Origin of the sequence: Enterobacter sp. FB, from assembly GCF_000805795.1 — a bacterium.
Taxonomy (GTDB): domain Bacteria; phylum Pseudomonadota; class Gammaproteobacteria; order Enterobacterales; family Enterobacteriaceae; genus Enterobacter; species Enterobacter roggenkampii.
Window position 1 is genome coordinate 1,754,788 of the sequence record NZ_JSZC01000013.1, and the last position, 16,660, is coordinate 1,771,447.

At 45.0% G+C, this 16,660-nt stretch carries 17 protein-coding genes and 2 pseudogenes; 5 read left to right on the top strand and 14 right to left on the bottom strand.

The window, feature by feature from the left end:
• Positions 1–215 precede the first annotated feature (215 nt).
• The gene (locus tag PI91_RS15360; RefSeq protein ID WP_008502794.1) at positions 216–512 is read left to right on the top strand and encodes a YciI family protein; all 297 of its coding nucleotides are present in this window, start codon (positions 216–218) and stop codon (positions 510–512) included.
• A 41-nt stretch (positions 513–553) separates the two neighbouring features.
• Here PI91_RS15360 and PI91_RS15365 read toward each other — a convergent pair whose 3' ends face one another.
• The 9 genes and pseudogenes from PI91_RS15365 to PI91_RS24810 all read right to left on the bottom strand — a co-directional run bounded on the left by PI91_RS15365 (position 554) and on the right by PI91_RS24810 (position 8,589).
• Entirely contained in the window at positions 554–1,507 is a 954-nt protein-coding gene (locus PI91_RS15365; RefSeq protein WP_039266537.1) for a helix-turn-helix domain-containing GNAT family N-acetyltransferase, read from the bottom strand.
• 926 nt (positions 1,508–2,433) lie between these two features.
• Entirely contained in the window at positions 2,434–2,787 is a 354-nt protein-coding gene (locus PI91_RS15370; RefSeq protein ID WP_039266538.1) for a hypothetical protein, read from the bottom strand.
• The gene (locus PI91_RS15375; protein WP_039266539.1) at positions 2,777–3,544 is read right to left on the bottom strand and encodes a toll/interleukin-1 receptor domain-containing protein; all 768 of its coding nucleotides are present in this window, start codon (positions 3,542–3,544) and stop codon (positions 2,777–2,779) included. Before PI91_RS15375 ends, PI91_RS15370 begins: the two co-directional genes overlap by 11 nt.
• Before the next feature lie 306 nt (positions 3,545–3,850).
• Positions 3,851–4,072, bottom strand: a complete 222-nt coding sequence (locus PI91_RS24805) for a DNA-binding transcriptional regulator (protein WP_071580361.1) — start codon at positions 4,070–4,072, stop codon at positions 3,851–3,853.
• Between the two features lie 76 nt (positions 4,073–4,148).
• On the bottom strand, positions 4,149–5,318 hold the full coding sequence (locus PI91_RS15385; protein WP_039266541.1) for a phage late control D family protein: 1,170 nt from the start codon (positions 5,316–5,318) through the stop codon (positions 4,149–4,151).
• The gene (locus PI91_RS15390) at positions 5,315–5,779 is read right to left on the bottom strand and encodes a phage tail protein (RefSeq protein WP_039266542.1); all 465 of its coding nucleotides are present in this window, start codon (positions 5,777–5,779) and stop codon (positions 5,315–5,317) included. The genes PI91_RS15385 and PI91_RS15390 overlap by 4 nt, the downstream gene beginning before the upstream one ends.
• Positions 5,780–5,791: 12 nt before the next feature.
• Positions 5,792–6,869: pseudogene (locus PI91_RS26465) on the bottom strand (phage baseplate assembly protein V).
• 511 nt (positions 6,870–7,380) lie between these two features.
• Positions 7,381–7,962, bottom strand: coding sequence for a hypothetical protein (locus tag PI91_RS15405; RefSeq protein WP_039266544.1), 582 nt, complete (start codon positions 7,960–7,962; stop codon positions 7,381–7,383).
• 12 nt (positions 7,963–7,974) lie between these two features.
• The gene (locus tag PI91_RS24810; protein ID WP_071580362.1) at positions 7,975–8,589 is read right to left on the bottom strand and encodes a helix-turn-helix domain-containing protein; all 615 of its coding nucleotides are present in this window, start codon (positions 8,587–8,589) and stop codon (positions 7,975–7,977) included.
• Between the two features lie 942 nt (positions 8,590–9,531).
• Between PI91_RS24810 and PI91_RS26045 the strand changes: the two genes are divergently transcribed.
• The 3 genes from PI91_RS26045 to PI91_RS24820 all read left to right on the top strand — a co-directional run bounded on the left by PI91_RS26045 (position 9,532) and on the right by PI91_RS24820 (position 14,219).
• On the top strand, positions 9,532–10,998 hold the full coding sequence (locus PI91_RS26045) for a hypothetical protein (RefSeq protein WP_157841590.1): 1,467 nt from the start codon (positions 9,532–9,534) through the stop codon (positions 10,996–10,998).
• 60 nt (positions 10,999–11,058) lie between these two features.
• Positions 11,059–12,206, top strand: a protein-coding gene (locus PI91_RS15415) for an IS3 family transposase (RefSeq protein WP_113771499.1) whose coding sequence is annotated in 2 segments (ribosomal slippage) — positions 11,059–11,296 and positions 11,296–12,206 — 1,149 coding nt in all. Because the reading frame shifts where the segments join, the coding sequence is not laid out codon by codon here.
• A 51-nt stretch (positions 12,207–12,257) separates the two neighbouring features.
• Positions 12,258–14,219 (top strand): autotransporter outer membrane beta-barrel domain-containing protein, encoded by a 1,962-nt coding sequence (locus PI91_RS24820; protein ID WP_084635627.1) that lies wholly within the window; start codon positions 12,258–12,260, stop codon positions 14,217–14,219.
• 126 nt (positions 14,220–14,345) lie between these two features.
• On the opposite strand, the gene PI91_RS15425 is transcribed toward PI91_RS24820, so the two are convergent.
• Genes PI91_RS15425 through lysC form a run of 3 tightly spaced genes read right to left on the bottom strand, consistent with a single transcriptional unit; the run spans position 14,346 to position 15,460 of the window.
• Positions 14,346–14,792: a phage virion morphogenesis protein gene (locus tag PI91_RS15425; RefSeq protein ID WP_039266547.1), complete on the bottom strand. Its 447-nt coding sequence runs from the start codon at positions 14,790–14,792 to the stop codon at positions 14,346–14,348.
• On the bottom strand, positions 14,785–15,252 hold the full coding sequence (locus PI91_RS15430; RefSeq protein ID WP_039266548.1) for a phage tail protein: 468 nt from the start codon (positions 15,250–15,252) through the stop codon (positions 14,785–14,787). The genes PI91_RS15425 and PI91_RS15430 overlap by 8 nt, the downstream gene beginning before the upstream one ends.
• A complete protein-coding gene (lysC, locus tag PI91_RS26470) occupies positions 15,215–15,460 on the bottom strand; it encodes an Rz1-like lysis system protein LysC (RefSeq protein WP_232764435.1) in 246 nt (81 codons plus the stop codon). The genes PI91_RS15430 and lysC overlap by 38 nt, the downstream gene beginning before the upstream one ends.
• A gap of 18 nt (positions 15,461–15,478) precedes the next feature.
• On the opposite strand from lysC, the pseudogene PI91_RS26475 reads away from it, so the two are divergent.
• Positions 15,479–15,604, top strand: a pseudogene (locus PI91_RS26475) (integrase); the annotation flags it as partial.
• Between the two features lie 110 nt (positions 15,605–15,714).
• Here PI91_RS26475 and leuE read toward each other — a convergent pair.
• Positions 15,715–16,350 (bottom strand): leucine efflux protein LeuE, encoded by a 636-nt coding sequence (gene leuE / locus PI91_RS15440; protein WP_008502792.1) that lies wholly within the window; start codon positions 16,348–16,350, stop codon positions 15,715–15,717.
• A 111-nt stretch (positions 16,351–16,461) separates the two neighbouring features.
• Positions 16,462–16,635: a YciY family protein gene (locus tag PI91_RS26050; protein WP_021240326.1), complete on the bottom strand. Its 174-nt coding sequence runs from the start codon at positions 16,633–16,635 to the stop codon at positions 16,462–16,464.
• Between the last annotated feature and the right edge of the window lie 25 nt (positions 16,636–16,660).

Sequence of the window (16,660 nt, forward strand, 5' to 3'; positions counted from 1 at the left end):
TCATAGTCATCAACGTTAAAAAACCGAACCCTGATTTTAAATGCAAATAGCAATCATATTCAATAAGGCACTTTGCTCTGGCGCAATTTTAGCGCCCGAGAGGCCAAAAAAGGCGCATACAGATCAGGGTATTAACATTGTTTTTATTTTACATTGCAGTCGTTTGCCCTTTCACATAACGTAACTGACACTTTTACCGGTTAAGGAGCTTCGCCGTGTTTTACGTGATTTACTCTGAAGATGTTGCTGATTCGCTCGAAAAACGCCAGTCTGTGCGCCCTGCGCATCTGGCACGTTTGCAGTTGCTTCAGGATGAAGGCCGATTACTGACCGCTGGCCCCATGCCCGCAGTAGACAGCAACGATCCGGGTGCTGCCGGTTTCTCCGGCTCCACGGTCATTGCTGAGTTTGAATCCCAGGAAGCCGCTCAGGCCTGGGCTGACGCAGACCCGTACGTTGCAGCGGGCGTGTATGCAAAAGTGACGGTGAGGCCGTATAAAAAAGTGTTCTGATACCAAAGCGGCTCCGAAAGGAGCCTTTTTTAGGATGGCGATTACGCGCCGCTGTGCCGGGTAAACTGCTGCTCTGTAATAAGGCTTCCCCACTGATCGCCTTCCCACTCTTTTACCAGCGTAAACCCATACGACTCGTACAGACGCCTGGCGGCGGTCAGCTTATTGAACGTCCAGAGGTGCACAGCTGAAAAACCGGCGCTGTCGCAAAACCGCATGGCTTCATTCAGCAGTTTTTTCCCCACGCCGTGCCCCCGGCAGCCATCATCAAGAATAAACCAGCGAAGATGGGCTTCACCCGGCGCCAGATCCTCGCCATCGATCGCCACCGAGCCGACAATTTTGTCGTTGAGCACTGCCAGCCAAATCTGGTTACAGGGCTTCTCCAGTCTTTCACTAAACTCAGCCAGCCCCGAAGCCACTTTGGCCTCGAAGAAGCGACCAAAATTATGCTCCCGCGAATAATAACTGCCATGCATCTCCGCGATACGGCCAATCATGCCCGGGATATACCCCTGCACTATCTTCAGCTCATCGGGCTGCATATCGTTGCCCGCCTCCCGACACGCCAGCAGCGCATTGGCATAAAGGGAGAGACCCTCAGAAATGGTCAGCTGCTGGGCAGGAGCAAGACGCTTTATTGCTGTGACCACGCGCTCATTGCTGAAGGTATTAATTTTACTGACCGTCTCGTGACCCTTCGCGGTCAGCCTGAGGCTCTTTGCTCTCGCATCCTCAGTAGAAATGACCTCCTCGAGTTCGCCTGCGGCAATCAGGCGAGCCAGCATCCGACTGACGCTGGACTTTTCCAGGCCCAGCAGCTGTACCAGCTGACTCGCCGTCATCTCTTTTCGTAGGGCAATTTCGACCAGAGTATGGACGGCCGAAGGCGAATAATTCGTTGAGGCCAGGGTAGAACCCATAAAACCTAACTCTCGCACCATCAGGCGCGAGGAACGTCGAATAACACTGACTACCGGGGTTTCGCTGTGCATGTTATGTCCTCACCATTTAGTTGCACTATACAACTAAATGGTGAGGGATTGTCAAACAGAATGAAAAAGGCTCCCGCAGGAGCTTTTTATAACGCTTCAACACAATGAAATAAAAGGATTTATTTCATTCTGCGTCCACACATTGACCTCATCGGTATGAGAAGCCCCGCGAATGCGGGGCTTGAATATAAATCGAACAAGCATAGCTCAGCATTTGTAGAGTTCGAAAGAACACCTTAGGTTGTAAAAAATAACCATCTCCTCTCTAAATTAAATATATTATAATTACCTGACCTTGTTGGTACCCAGAAAGAAACCCATTCTTTGTTAATACTGAATTGGTTATAACCCCCACGATTATTTGACACCGCAAATCCTGTCCAAACACATTTTGGGTCAAATAATAACTTAATCTTATCACTTGCACTAAAAGTAAAGCCAATGGGTGTTTTTTCAAGATTAAAAATATAATCCCCTTGAATATTCATTACCCTATTTGGGTCAATACTTATAGTTCTGTTTGGGTCGCACGTGATTGTTCTTCGTGGGTCTATAGATATAGTCCTGTGGGGATCTATCGATATAGTTCTATTAGGGTCAAGTGAAATCGTTCTTCGCGGGTCGATTGATATCGTTCTGAAAGGGTCTATCGATATAGTTCTATTAGGATCAATTGAAATTGTTCTTCGCGGGTCGATTGATATCGTTCTGAAAGGATCTTTCGAGATCGAACGATTCGGATCTCGAGACATTGGAATGTTCATGGTGCCTCCTGTAATCAATTTAGCAGCAGATGCATTAAATCTGCTTGACACTTACTAACAACTTCAATACTGTTAACTATCCATTCTTAATTCTCACAACATTTTGCTTACCTGAGCATAGCTTAGTGTTTTCACATTAAATATTCTTATTCAAAATTAAAATCATTGTAACGCATCTGGAATAGAAGACTGTGTTGTGGGTTCTAATTTCGATAAAGATTTTGGATTAAGTGCTATCTTCCAAACTCCAGTAAGCATCCCTAAAACGTCCACAAACAGCGATGCTCCTGCAGCAGTCACAACGGAAGAAGGGAAATCAATGTTATTTAGCAGAATATACGTAGATATTAACATTACTGCTATTAACAAAATAACTGAAGCAAAACCCATTGTCAGGCGAAGCTTAAACCAAGAGTGATCATGTAATTTCGCTTGATTGAAAGTCTCTTTCTCCTGCCTCAACTGCTCAGCAGCTCGTTCAAGAATAACTGGATTGAATTCCAAATTACTTGCCATTACGAGCCTCCATTCTCCTCACTAATTCATTGAGCTCATTTATTTTTCTTAAGACTTCATCAGTGTTTTGATTTTTTTGCCTCATAAAACTGTTAGCAGCAAACATTGAGACGCAGACACCAATGCAGAATGCGACGAGTAATTCAAAATAATAATTATTTATATTTATAAAATAACCAAATACACCTAGCGACGCAATCAACAACGAAACCATTACAACCATTGCCGTTATGAATGAAATCTGCCGAGTTTTATATTTTTCGTATTCGTCTCGCTGAATACTCTCAATAAGAAATAACTCTCTCTCAATTTTAAGTTTTTCAAATTTAATTGCTTGATCATTTTTGATGGATGATTTATTTTCTTTCCTCAAATCAGTAATGAGCTGTTCCATTGCCACTTCAAAACCTGAAGGGCCAGATGCATCCAAATAAAAATAATCTTTTAAAAAAAATGGGATTTCAACAGTCTCATCAAGTTTAATCGGAATGAGCTTTATTTCCTTTCCATTTAATTTATTTGATACAGCAAGAGAGATCTCTTGCTGCATCAAATGGCTTTTTTCTGTATTCTTAGATATGAAGAATAAAAAAGCATCCGAATCGTTTATAGCGCTGTTAATAGCGCTTAATAAATTTGAACCTGTACTAACATCATTGTTTTGGTCAAAAACATTGAATCCGTTTTTATATAGCCGCTCTTTAACCCTATTCACTACTTCTTTATCATTTTGTGAATAACTAAAAAAGACTTTCATTTACCCTCCCATATTTAACAATATTTGACTTATGTGTCAGTAACGGGTCTATGGATCATTAAATCTCATGGCTTTTCACAGTACATTTTTTTTCGGCGGATTACAATAAGTCAAAAAAAACTAAATTTCATTAGCAATGATCATATCACGAATGATGCAGGTACTCAGGTTCTTAAAAGAATATATACTGAATCCCAATTCTTACATTGTCATATGACATGCACTACTTCGCGTTGATCAATAACAAATTCAATGTTTACCACGTACATTGCTAATTGCCCCAAGGACATCGGGGCTTTTCGTTATTCACATCCACTGGATCTGCTGCTGTCCGGACGTGGACGGATGCGGCGGCGCTGGCACTACCTCACCAGGCGACACAATAAAACGCTCCACTGTCTCAGTGGTGACAAACGTCGCGCTGCAGTTAATGTTTGTGCACTGGTGATAACGCTCTTTGGTCGTGTCTGTAAAATAGCGACTTGTTCGGGCGTGAGCGGCAAAATGGCATTTTGGACAATGAAACATGGCGAGCACCTCATTTATTTTCCGATGCGCTAATTTTACTAAATTTATCATTATATAACAAACACTTAAAATCAAATTACTGCGTTAATTCTTCGCTTTCGTACTCCACATCCGAAACTTTAACCTCAAGCTCTAAGCCCGTTGTGTAGCCGTTCCCGTTGAGGTTATGCACCACCCGGCTGATTATCCACGCCTGCTCGTCTATAACGCGCTTAAAGCCTTTCACCGCGACTGGCGTTTCAGGAAATAAATCTGCCCGGCCGATCGCCAGTGAGATTGAAAACTCCGCAACGCCCCGCTGCAACTTGTCCCACTTCGCCTGAGCGGCGCGCATGGCCTGCGCCTTTGTCGCGTAGATGGTTGTAAGCTCCAGCACGTTGTCAGCCTCACCGGCCATGTACTCACCTTCGCGCGCTTCCTGCTCTTTTTTGGCTTTAATCTTTGCCGGGGCTTTGGTCGCTTTCGGGTGCTGCAGCGCGCGGAGGTGCTTCTCTTTTGGCTTACGCCTGAGCTTCATCTTTTGCTTTTGCGGCTTGGGGTCTTTGGTGTGCAGCCATTTCGCCGTGACGCCGGTGTAGGCTTCCCGGTCAGCAATGGCAAACTGATGACGATCGCCGTCCCCGCGCTCAAGCGTCATCTGCGGAATGGGCTTCCCGCTGGCCGTCTTGCCGCTTCCGGCTTTCAGGAATAGCAGTTTCCCCGCTTTGACCGAAACCGCCGCCCCGTTCCGTTCAGCTAGGCGGGACAGAAACACCGCGTCGGATTCCTGCGACTGGTCAATGTGAGGCACGGCGACGGCTTTCAGCGTGTCGGCCACGCTGGCCGTCAGCTTATTGCGTGCCGCAATCGTCTCCACAATTTGCCCGAGCGTGGTGTCATGCCATGACTGCTCCCGGCGCGAGTTCAGCGTCCCGCGAAAATCAGCGCTTCGCCCCCGAATGGTCAGCGTATCAGGTGCGCCCCTGTGCTCGATTTCGTCGACCGTGAACGTCCCTTTTTTTATCAGCGCGGATCCCTGCCAGCCTAACCAAAGCGTCAACGTTGCGCCGCGCGGTGGCAAAGCTATCTGACCGTCAGTGTCATTGAGCTCGATATCGAGCTGGTCGGCCTCGAATCCGCGATTGTCGGTCATGGTCAGACTGATAAGGCGGTCACTAAAATCCTGCGTGATATCGTCGTTATCCAGCTTGAGCATAAACGCCGGGGCTATCTTCGCCCCGGCCTGAATATCCATTCCCGTAATCATCCCGCCAGCCCTCCCAGCCAGTCACCGGCAGACGTGACCAGATTGTCGGCCTGCGTTTTCAGGTCGCCATACATGGTCGCCAGCGATTTATCGACCCTCTTAAGAGAAAGGCTAAACTCGATTTTTCTCGCCGCCCCGTCGCTGAATAGCTCGGTGTGCGTATGCGTCACTTTGTCGATGACATACATGCCGTGGATCATGCCCGTTCCGTCAATCAGCGGCCACGCGCGCCCCTCGTCTGCCATCAGCTCGATGGCGGTCAGTGACAGACGCCCGCCGGTAATTTCCGGATAGAGCACGCCCGACAGCGTGCGCGTGGTTTCCCCTTCCCCGAGATACTGATAAGCCGGTGGCTTGCCGATACGGTCGTTTGACGCCCAGCGGTAATCCTTCGAATACTGCATGGACTGATAGGGCAGCGTGCGGCGCTCAAACACAAACAAACCTAAAACCATTAACATGCTTTATCCCCCTCAGTCATGACGCATACTTGAGCGCTGACGCGCACGGTTTTCACGGTCGAGTTTATCGACAGCCTCACGCAGCTGACGCTCGAGGTCGCTGCCCGGCGCAATGCCACCATTCAGGTTGATGTTATATTCTGGCTTGCTCTGGTCGACGTAAGTCTTACCCGTGGGCGCGGTAACTGGCTGATATGCCTGATAACCGCCATATGTTGAGGTTGTCGGAATATAAGATTTATTTTGCGAGCCGGTGGCGGCACTGGCTTTTGCGGCCTTCTGGTCAAGGTCGCTTGATTCTTTATTGATAACCCCGAGCTTTTCCAGCAGCCAGTTAACGCCGGTACGCAATATATTAAAGCTTTTGAGCGGTAACATTAGCCCTTCGGCCAGCATCTTACCGAACATCACCCCCGCATTTTTGCAGCTGTCGAGCGTCTCCTGCGTCGACTTAACCGGTGCTATCAGGTCTTTAAACCACTGCCACGCCGCTTTCAGTTTGTCACCCAGCCAGCCCAAAAAAAAACCGGCTTTAACGGTTCGAATAGTTCCACTACAGGTGCAAAAGCCTGCTTTACCCCCTCCATTACGCCTGAGAAAAACGCACTTATTGGCTCCCAGTATTTGCGGATAAGCAGCGCACCGGCGACGATGGCAACGCCAATACCACCGGCACGGTGGCCGAGATGGAGTCCGACGCGGTGACGTCAGCGGTTTTGATACCTGACACGGTGAGTGCGCCGTTTTCGGGTCCGTACTCAATAACCGCCCCGTCAGGAAAGGACGCATGAAATGCATCAGGTGAGGCAGACGGCGCGGGATGGTCGTCAGAGAAAATGCCGGGCAGCACAAAGGCAGTGTCGAGCTCGCCGCCGATCGCCAGCAAAAGCACCTGCTCGCCAACGGAAGGAGCCCACCATACGCGCGAGCGACCGGCGCGACAGGTTAGCCAGTTCAGCCAGGTGGTTTCCATGCCGCCAGTCTGGACACGACACAGCCCCTTGTCGTGGTCTACGTCGGTCACAATGCCGGTGCGGATAAGGTTGCGGATCGCGCGTGCGATTTCCTGCAGAGAAATTAGATTATTCATGGTGAAAGGATGCCGCCAGAAGGGGCTTGGTGGCAATTAAGATGAATTCTATGGTAAATAATACAACTTTCAGTACTTATAATGAACACATGCTCATTAATATCGCACACAAAAACCAAAGCTATATCCTGAAAATAATTTACTTAACTCTAATTTTGTAAACCCCAACACCCTAACACATTCTAAAATGAGCGGAGTCGGCCTTGAGTTAGTAAAATCACACATCAGTAAAAAGCCTAAAACAAGCACACTGTTTAATGTGACACATTTTCTCGATGCTCACTTTGAGCGTTTTACAATGCAAAAAAACCACACGAAATTTATTCAAAATCTTAAAGGCCAAATAAAGAAAACGGATTGCAAACAAATCTGCAATCCGTGACCCTAAGGATAACGGGTAACACACATGTGGGTATTTCATTACATCCACACAACCAATTTCTTTTATTCAGACAATCATCATACGCGCGCAATATGCTTTAGAAATATAAAACCCATTGTAAAGATATGGTTATGACGCCAACTCTCGATCCTTCAAGGCTTTCAAAGCATGCATGTATTCATAAATCAAATAAAGATTGGCCTTGTTTAATTTAAAATTATACTTCATCTGACTATATCGAGAGTATATTGTCTTTGGAGAAACCCCAGACACCTCTGCTATTTCCGCGAAGGAAAAGCCTTTCATCCTACAATCTAAAATAAAAAAATCAAACGCGGAAATAGCCTTCCTCTCATAATACCGCTCTAACTTCCAAATATTGGAAGTATCACCCCATTTGCGCCCTTTCAGTTTGAAAAGCAAGTTAACCCAACTGAAAACTGACTCGTTCTGTGTTATGCACATTAGGTTAAATCGTCTCAAAAACAAAGCCGTTTCTTCATCACAAATAACTACTATTTTGCATACAACATCTGATGAATGATATTGAATGTGTTTAACCCTATTCACTAACGCAACAGGATGTGAATTTTTCGTTAAGTCAAAAACGTGCACATTTTCGTCAGAGATTGAAGCATCAAATAATCTCTCTACGAGCTTTTCGATTCCTATCCTTGTAAATAAACAGTCGGAATGTACATATAAAACCATAGCAAACATCCTTTATATCTTTGGATTCCACTCCACAAGAAATCCATTCTTAACAACTAACATACCATCGACTCTATACGCATTTAAAACTCTATTTATTGTACTCTTAGAATACTTCGTTCTTTCTTGAATAAATTTATAAATTGATATTGTTCTTCTATACTCAGAGGGATGCTGACTAAGAACAGTAATGAGTTCAGCGATGGCCAATTTAGGTGTTGAAGCATTAATGTTTGAATCTCGACGCCATATAGCTTCAGATTTGTATTTCTCTATTAACCATAACTCTCTGAAAAGCTCATTTTTTTTTATTATATCCAAAGCAGTTTCTTTTTTTATTCGATATGCAACAGAATGCCCTCGAACCTCACCATAGTAGAAAGATTTACTTTCAGGGTTATCTGTTCCCCCAAGGATATAAGGCGCAAAGGCCGTGCAAAAGACCAAATGATCAATTGATCTTCTGATATCCATAGCACCCTCTGTAAGAAATACAAAATCATCACTACTTGGTTTGATACTTAATACACGACCAAAACCACTTTCACTCTTTAAGATGATGCGTGAAGCGCCAGAAGAAAGCCATTTTGATATTATTAGTTTCATTTCCTCGTTAGGCTTCATCATATTGATCCCCCTAATTCGTGATTGTTACAGTTACCGACTACAGATTAATAGCCATGCTTACTGATTACGCTAGAAATATATTCACACGAAAAAAAGAATTTAAGCAATATAAAAACAACAATTTTAACATGGATTTCTTCAACCCAATGAATTAAAACAACATTATCATTACAAAATTAATCCACTACAGGTTTCAGCATCTGAAAAACAAAGAATTCATAACATATTAAACCATCAATAAATATAAATTTAGAATATAATACCTAAATTAATTCAAATAACAGAATGAAGATATGGTTGAACGTTAAAGATGAGCTAATGGCTAGTTTCATTTGAGCCTGCCGATTACATAAACTTACAAATATTCATGCATCAATAATAGTTCATTAGGTTATTAAATCAAGCAAACCCGTTTATCATTACTTAGATTTATCAATTAATGGGTAATTCATGATAATTGGTAATAAAAAACCCAAAAAAATAGCAACCCCCCCACAATATCTTACGTAGCCAGATAAATAAAAATGGTTATAAATCAGAATATTAAAAGCTACAATTCTGATTTTTATCAAAAAGGATTCTAAGCACAGAACGGATTCCTACTTGGATTGGAAAAAATTATTACCCCCCGATTCGCATTTGTAAGAGCTAAGATGCTAACATTTAATCCAATATATCAATAGCTTATAAAAGAACCCCCACTCACAAGAAAATTAGGATTATATCCCCCTTTTTTCATTTGATAGCCATTTCATCTGAAAGTAAGATCAATCAGTTAAAGTGTGTAACTTGATGTTTCTTGAATATAATACTATATGAATTCTCTATGAATTCAGAACTTACGTTCTTCATGTAGAGCCTCATTAACATCAAAGCGCTTTTTCTTTTTTTTAAACAATTTGTTTTCCTAGTTCATTACTGAATAGATGGAGTTAACTTTAAATGCACTATTTAAACACCAGACTGTCAAAAGTCTCTGTTATCATTGGACTTTTATTATCCACATCTACCGAGACTGCCAAAGCCCAGACAATCGCAGATAGCACATCAGTTTCACTGCCAGGAGGCTATACATCTTCTACCAGTTCTAGTAACACCCCAGAATTGTACGCATCAAATTCTGGTTCAATTACTTCACCAGGTCCCCTTTACATCACAACCCAAGGGGGGAATTCTGAGGGTGTAAGAACTGACTCAGGGGGGAAAGTTTTTTTAAACGGAACGTCAGACATAGTCACATCCGGAGGTGAAGCTTCAGGAATAAAAGTCGATGGTTCAGGAAGCTCTCTGACAAACGTGGGCAATCTCAACATTACAACCAATGGAGGTGCTAATGGGATATATGCATTAAATGGTGGCAACGTTGATATTTCAGGTGGAATTCTGAATATCACTGCTAACGGGGACGCCTCTACCAATGGTCCACATAGCGCAATTGAAGCTAACGGTAATGGAACCAAGGTTGTCATTAATGCAGGCGGTACGCTTCAAACGACTTCATTACAACCATCTAGTGGTGGCGTGAATTCATCCGCTATAACAGCTTCAAATGGTGCACAGATTACCCTTAACGGCACATCATCGTCTAAATTGACTGTCAAAACAGTTGGAGAACTAGCTCATGGTATCTCAATGGACGCAAATGGAGTGGGTACTTCTGTACACGGTAGCAATCTTTCAATCTATACAGAAGGGACTAATGCAAATGGAGTATTCGTTGGAGACGATTTTGCACTTACAGATTCAACTATTAATACCTCTGGTACCGCTTCAGATGCAATTAAATTGCTTGGAGGCAATAGCTCAGGTGTAATTCAGAATACTTCTATTATTACGACAGGAAATACTGCAAATGGTATTTCAGCGATTGCAGGTGGCACAGCAAAATTAAATAACACCACAATAACAACTAGTGGCGATGGATCGTTCTCCATCGATGCAACTATCGGCGGAAAAGTAAGCTCTGATGGTTTTCTTAACATTAATTCATCCGGAATGAGTTCTGGAGCAATTAGAGCAAATGATAATAGTTCCGTTGCCATTAACGATCAATTATCTATAATTAGCACCGGTGATGATGAATCCACAATATCCGCAAAAAATAATAGCAAAATAGCTATAACTGGCTCAGGCACTATAGAGAAAAACGCACCATCTTCAATTTTTACAACAGCCGCAGTTTATGCAGCTACTGGTAGTAGTATTAACATACAAGGTCAAAATCAAATACAAATAAATAGTATCGGTAATAATATTCATGGGGTGTATATAGATGGTAGTGGAGATGTAAACAATCCAACAAACGTAAGTGTTTCTGGTACAAATATCACAACTTCCGGATTCGGTGCTTTAGGTGCTTATGCTATTAACCCTGGCTCCACTTTAGACATAGCTAAAAGCACCATTTGAATCGCCACGGGTTTAACAGACACCTCAGAGTCATTTAAGATGACTTAAAGAGAGGTGCCCATGAGCGGTAAGCGTTATCCTGAAGAGTTTAAAATTGAAGCAGTCAAACAGGTTGTTGATCGTGGTCATTCTGTTTCCAGTGTTGCAACACGTCTCGATATCACCACTCACAGTCTTTACGCCTGGATAAAGAAGTACGGCCCGGATTCTTCCACTCATAATGAACAGTCAGATGCTCAGGCCGAGATCCGCCGTCTTCAGAAAGAGTTGAAGCGGGTTACGGACGAACGGGACATATTAAAAAAAGCCGCGGCGTACTTCGCAAAGCTGTCCGACTGAGGTACGCCTTTATCCGCGACAACAGCCGTTGCTGGCCTGTTCGTTTGCTCTGTCGGGTTCTGGATGTCCATCCGAGTGGATTTTATTTCTGGCTTCAGCAGCCACATTCGCAGCGTCACCAGACAGATCAGATGCTGACCGGGCAAATCAAACAGTTCTGGCTTGAGTCTGGCTGCGTCTATGGTTATCGCAAGATCCATCTCGATCTGCGTGATACCGGACAGCAGTGCGGAGTGAACCGGGTCTGGCGGCTGATGAAGCGTGCCGGAATAAAAGCTCAGGTTGGGTACCGTAGCCCACGAGCACGTAAAGGCGAAGCCAGTATCGTGACACCCAACAGGCTCCAGCGGCAGTTCAATCCGGACTCACCGGATGAGCGTTGGGTGACGGACATAACCTACATCCGAACCCACGAAGGCTGGCTGTATCTGGCCGTGGTGGTTGACCTGTTCTCCCGAAAAGTTATCGGCTGGTCAATGCAACCCCGCATGACAAAAGAGATTGTCCTGAACGCATTACTTATGGCGGTGTCGAGGCGTAATCCTCAAAAGCAGGTACTGGTTCACTCTGATCAGGGTAGTCAGTACACGAACCATGAGTGGCAGTCGTTCCTGAAATCACACGGTCTGGAAGGCAGCATGAGTCGTCGCGGTAACTGCCACGACAACGCGGTTGCGGAAAGCTTTTTCCAGCTACTGAAACGCGAACGGATTAAGAAAAGGATCTACGGAACGAGAGACGAAGCCAGAAGCGATATTTTTGATTATATCGAAATGTTTTATAACAGTAAGCGTCGGCATGGTTCGAGCGAGCAGATGCCACCGGCTGAATATGAAAACCTATATTATCAACGGCTCAGAAGTGTCTAGATTATCCGTGGCGATTCAATTAATACAAAAAATGCACAATCTGCAGGTGTGATGGCCACTAATGGAGCAGAAGCAAATATTAGCCAATCGACAATCACTACACAAGATTCTATTGCAGCAGCAGTCAGGGCTGTTTCTGGTGGGACTATCAATGCTTCTGATAGTACTCTACAAACATCTGGAAGTGATTCCCCTGGTATTTCGCTTGAAGGTGGTAATGTCGCGCTAAACAATACATTAGTGAGTACAAATGGAAGCATTCGTAGCCCAGCTATAATGCAGTACCGTGGGGACTCAACCCTATCAATGAACGGTGGCAAGTTGTCATCTGTGTCCGGTGAGTCTATTTATGCCGCTGACGGCATGGCTGATATCCAGTTAAATGGGGTAAATGCTACAATCAATAACGGTGTCCTTATCCAAAACACTGGTGCTGCCACACTAAATATTAATGCCGATAATAGTTCTTTATTGACCGGTGATGCTATTAACTCATCATCTTCAATGTCATCCTTAACCTTAAATAATAACTCCATCTGGAGTGGTAAGGCTACTGACATGTCTAATGTCAATATTAGCAACGGTAGCGTGTGGAATGTAACAGGTGACTCTACTGCGGGAGCTGTCAGTGTAAATTCTGGATTCATTAATTTCCAGACAGCAACAACTAATGATGTAAAATCCATCACCACCAATTCACTTTCAGGAAATAATGGAACGATAAGTTTTAACACTGTTTTGAATGAGGGTGATACTAAGACTTTATCAGATAATATAAATGTCAACGGAAATGCCTCTGGTAACTATAACATTAATATCAATCAACTGGGCGGAAGTGGGGCTCTCACTGTCAATGATGGGATTAAGCTTGTTTCAATATCTGGGCAAGATACTACATCGATAAAACTATCAAAACCTGTTATCTCAGGTGCTTACGAGTATCTTGCATACAACGGAGGGCAATCTGGTAATGGTTGGTATCTAAGATCAACTCTTGAGTCCACACCAGTTCCGGTTGACCCAACTACACCAACTACACCTACGGATAACACTCACCCTAAGCCGTCCTATAATCCGTCAGTACCTGGCTACGTTATAGCTCCCTATTTGAACCGTATGTATGGGTATCAGACAGTTGGCACATTACACGAAAGGGTTGGTGAGCAAGAGAATGTTAAGAAAGAAAGTGATATGCCTCAAGGAGCATGGGGAAGAATTGGTGGGGGTGAAACAAAATCTAATGCCGATCGCTTCAATTATGACGCAGATACATGGTTCGCCCAATTTGGTGGTGATCTGTATAATAACTTTGAAGAAGATGGCACCAGAGTTCATAGCGGTATTTTTGCTACCTATGGACAAGTAAGTACCTCTGCTGAAGATTCACTTCGTAAAACTTACCTAGGCCGTTCAACCAAAACCGGAAAAATCAATTCCAAAGGCTACGGAATTGGTGGCTATTACACCACATATTATGCAAATGATATTTATCTCGATATGGTTGCACAATATACACATTATCGTAACGATTACAGCTATATCTATGGTAATAATACATCTCAAGATGGGGATGGCATGACTTTGTCTATAGAAACTGGCAAACCATTTAAATTTGACAGTGGTTGGTATGTTGAACCTCAAGCTCAACTTATGTATCAATACCTTCATTTGGATGCTCTTGATGATGGGGTTGCCAGAGTTAAGTCAACCTCTGACAACTCAGGCCTTGCTCGATTAGGAGGAAGAGTCGGTTATGATAGCATCAGTACTTCAAAAGCACATCCTTATTTAACTGCTAATATTTTGACAAACATCGGACGTTCTCCAGATGTAACCGTTAGCTCTGTAAGATTTAACCAAAATTACGCTAACCAATGGTATGAGGTAGGTGGTGGCTTTACAGGTGATATTACCAAGAATGCATCCTTATATGCAGATTTAAAATATCAGAATGATTTTGAAGGTGATATGCACGGATTTTCAGGTAATTTAGGGCTCCGCATTAACTGGTAAAATGCTTCTTGCGGCAAGGTAAACTTGCCGCTCTTTCTTTGGCAGTAGCGAGCACCCCATATAAATTTAGTAAGTACTTAGTTATATTAAATGCTTTTCCAATATCCCTCATCAAACAAATGGTAATCAATTCAGAGATCTGATAACAATTTCATGTATGTACTTTACTTCATCCTGATTAATACCAATAAGTTGTCGTTTTGCATACTGTATATATCTACCTTGCGGATTTGGCCGGTCTTTAAGACCGTACTGATGAATCTGTGCAATACGCTGCACTTTGCCAGTAAATTCCAGCACTGCGCTGTTTTCAAGGCCTGTGGCTTTCAAGTAGCGGCTCGTGCGGAGCTTCTGGAACATTGCCCGTTTAATCCGCCCGGTCTTTGCTCTTAACGGCTGACGCTTTCGCGCCTGATACGGCGATCCGTCCGGGGCTTTTTGCTGTTTGATACGTTGCTGTTGTGTCTTTCGCAGCTCCTTAGCTATCTCTTTGGCCAGCTTTCGGCGCGCAGGCGGTGACAGGGCAGCAATGAGACCATTGAGCCGGTCGTCAAAGGGCTTAATTTCACTCATCCCATTTACTCGCCAGCTCTCCGTCAAGATAGAGCGCTTTTGGTGAGGTTACGGGCTCCGGCAGCGGCGGCTCAGGGGCATAGCTCACGTGCAGCGCGCCGTTTTCCTCCCTGATAATGGTGCGCTCGGTAAGCTGCAGGCTGATGCTGATATCGACGCTGTCCGCGTCGTTCAAATCCATCTGGAAACGGTAGCCCTTATTGCGGCCGTCATCGAGCGTACAGATATCCGGCTGGTTTTCCCTGAGCCATGCGGCCACCGGTACGAAAATTAAATCAGGGTCGCCCACAAAGTCACACACGATCACATTCAGCGTGTAAATTTTCTCATGGGACAGCGAGGCCGCGAGACGCGCATCAATATTCCCCTCATCTGCAAAGATGCGCATCATTTCGGGATTCGTTTCTAACTGAGGAATGGCTTTAATCAGCGCTTCGCGCAGGCTGCGTGCTTTCTTCATCGAGTTTGTCCTGACAGTCTTTGACGGTTTCAACCTGCAGCGCGCAGGCGGCGAGCGCGTGCTCAAGCCTGCGAATATCGGCGCTCAGGTCGCCATTAGTGGCCGGGTCGCTTTCCGGCATCGGGCAATAGCTCACCTTCGGGCAGGCGCTGTAAACAATGACCGGCGGAGGCGCAACCGGCGCGGGTGTGCAGCCGACGCACAACATCAGGCAGCTCAGCGCTGTACGAAAATTGCGCAGAAAATGGTCTATGCGCACTTCGCTCCTCAGTACCTGCAGGATGCGATTTCGCTTAACCCGTTGAAGGGTGCTAATGGTGGTCAGAGTGTCCACAATGTGTCCACACCCTAGCCGCTTTTTAAGGCTTTTGACTGCAAGTAGTCAAACGTAAAGCCTTGTCTGGCGCGGCTTTCAAGTTACGCCAGACATTAAAAAAGGCTCCCGCAGGAGCCTTTCATCAATCAATGCAGCGACGCTAACCTCGCCGCAAACCCGACAAACAGCAGCCCTATCAGCCCGTTCCCCAGCTTTGCCAGTTTCTTTTTCGTTTTGAGATAGCGCGTGACAAATGCACCGGAGAAGATCAGGAAGCTCATATACATGAAGCTTATCAACTCAAGCGTCGTCGCGAGGATAAGGAAAGAGGTACCGGTGTTCTGCGCATTCACGTCGATGAATTGAACAAAGAACGATACGTAGAACAGAATCGCTTTTGGATTCGTCAGGCTCAGCACCAGCGAACGTTTCATGATCGTGCTGGCAGGCTCTGTGCCGCTTTCCTGAGCGTGATTCTGGCGGGTAATGACCGACCAGAGCATTTTGCCGCCCAGCCACAGCAGGTAGAAGGCGCCGAGATAACGCACGATATTAAACAGTACCGGCGTGGTCTGGATTAATGCCGCGACGCCCGCCCAGGCAAGAAACATCAGCACCGCATCGCCGATAAATACACCCGTGGCGGCCAGGTACCCTTTTTTAACGCCGTGTCCAATTCCAGTTTTAAGCACAAACAGGGTATTTGGCCCCGGTACCAGCACGATAAAAAACGCGCCAACAACATACGTCCAGAAATTCAGTACGCCAAACTCCGCAAACACTTCTTCTCCCTCCTTTTGCTCAACACAACAGGAATAGCGCTGCAACCACGCTACTCCCAAAAATCAGACCTTATAAAATCAGCGGGCACCATTACGGTGCCCTCATGGTACTCAGATATCCTGGACGGCGAACAGCAACGCGTTGCGGTGCCGGGTCATTCCACATTTTCTGATGGCGTGAATACGCATATTGCGGCGGGATTGTGCTTCCAGCCAACGAGCCTTGCGACGACTCACCTGTCGCAACATGCGCCAGCGCCCTACTTCTGTTCTACTGCGCTTCATGTCTACAACTCTTTCTCAAACAGAG

Excerpts from the sequence above, each read along its gene's own strand:
- PI91_RS15365 (WP_039266537.1), bottom strand. The coding sequence starts at position 1,507 with ATGCACAGCGAAACCCCGGTAGTCAGTGTTATTCGACGTTCCTCGCGC.
- PI91_RS15370 (WP_039266538.1), bottom strand. The coding sequence starts at position 2,787 with ATGGCAAGTAATTTGGAATTCAATCCAGTTATTCTTGAACGAGCTGCT.
- PI91_RS15375 (WP_039266539.1), bottom strand. The coding sequence starts at position 3,544 with ATGAAAGTCTTTTTTAGTTATTCACAAAATGATAAAGAAGTAGTGAAT.
- PI91_RS24805 (WP_071580361.1), bottom strand. The coding sequence starts at position 4,072 with ATGTTTCATTGTCCAAAATGCCATTTTGCCGCTCACGCCCGAACAAGT.
- PI91_RS15385 (WP_039266541.1), bottom strand. The coding sequence starts at position 5,318 with ATGATTACGGGAATGGATATTCAGGCCGGGGCGAAGATAGCCCCGGCG.
- PI91_RS15390 (WP_039266542.1), bottom strand. The coding sequence starts at position 5,779 with ATGTTAATGGTTTTAGGTTTGTTTGTGTTTGAGCGCCGCACGCTGCCC.
- PI91_RS15405 (WP_039266544.1), bottom strand. The coding sequence starts at position 7,962 with ATGGTTTTATATGTACATTCCGACTGTTTATTTACAAGGATAGGAATC.
- PI91_RS24810 (WP_071580362.1), bottom strand. The coding sequence starts at position 8,589 with ATGATGAAGCCTAACGAGGAAATGAAACTAATAATATCAAAATGGCTT.
- PI91_RS26045 (WP_157841590.1), top strand. The coding sequence starts at position 9,532 with ATGCACTATTTAAACACCAGACTGTCAAAAGTCTCTGTTATCATTGGA.
- PI91_RS24820 (WP_084635627.1), top strand. The coding sequence starts at position 12,258 with ATGGCCACTAATGGAGCAGAAGCAAATATTAGCCAATCGACAATCACT.
- PI91_RS15425 (WP_039266547.1), bottom strand. The coding sequence starts at position 14,792 with ATGAGTGAAATTAAGCCCTTTGACGACCGGCTCAATGGTCTCATTGCT.
- PI91_RS15430 (WP_039266548.1), bottom strand. The coding sequence starts at position 15,252 with ATGAAGAAAGCACGCAGCCTGCGCGAAGCGCTGATTAAAGCCATTCCT.
- lysC (WP_232764435.1), bottom strand. The coding sequence starts at position 15,460 with ATGTTGTGCGTCGGCTGCACACCCGCGCCGGTTGCGCCTCCGCCGGTC.
- PI91_RS26050 (WP_021240326.1), bottom strand. The coding sequence starts at position 16,635 with ATGAAGCGCAGTAGAACAGAAGTAGGGCGCTGGCGCATGTTGCGACAG.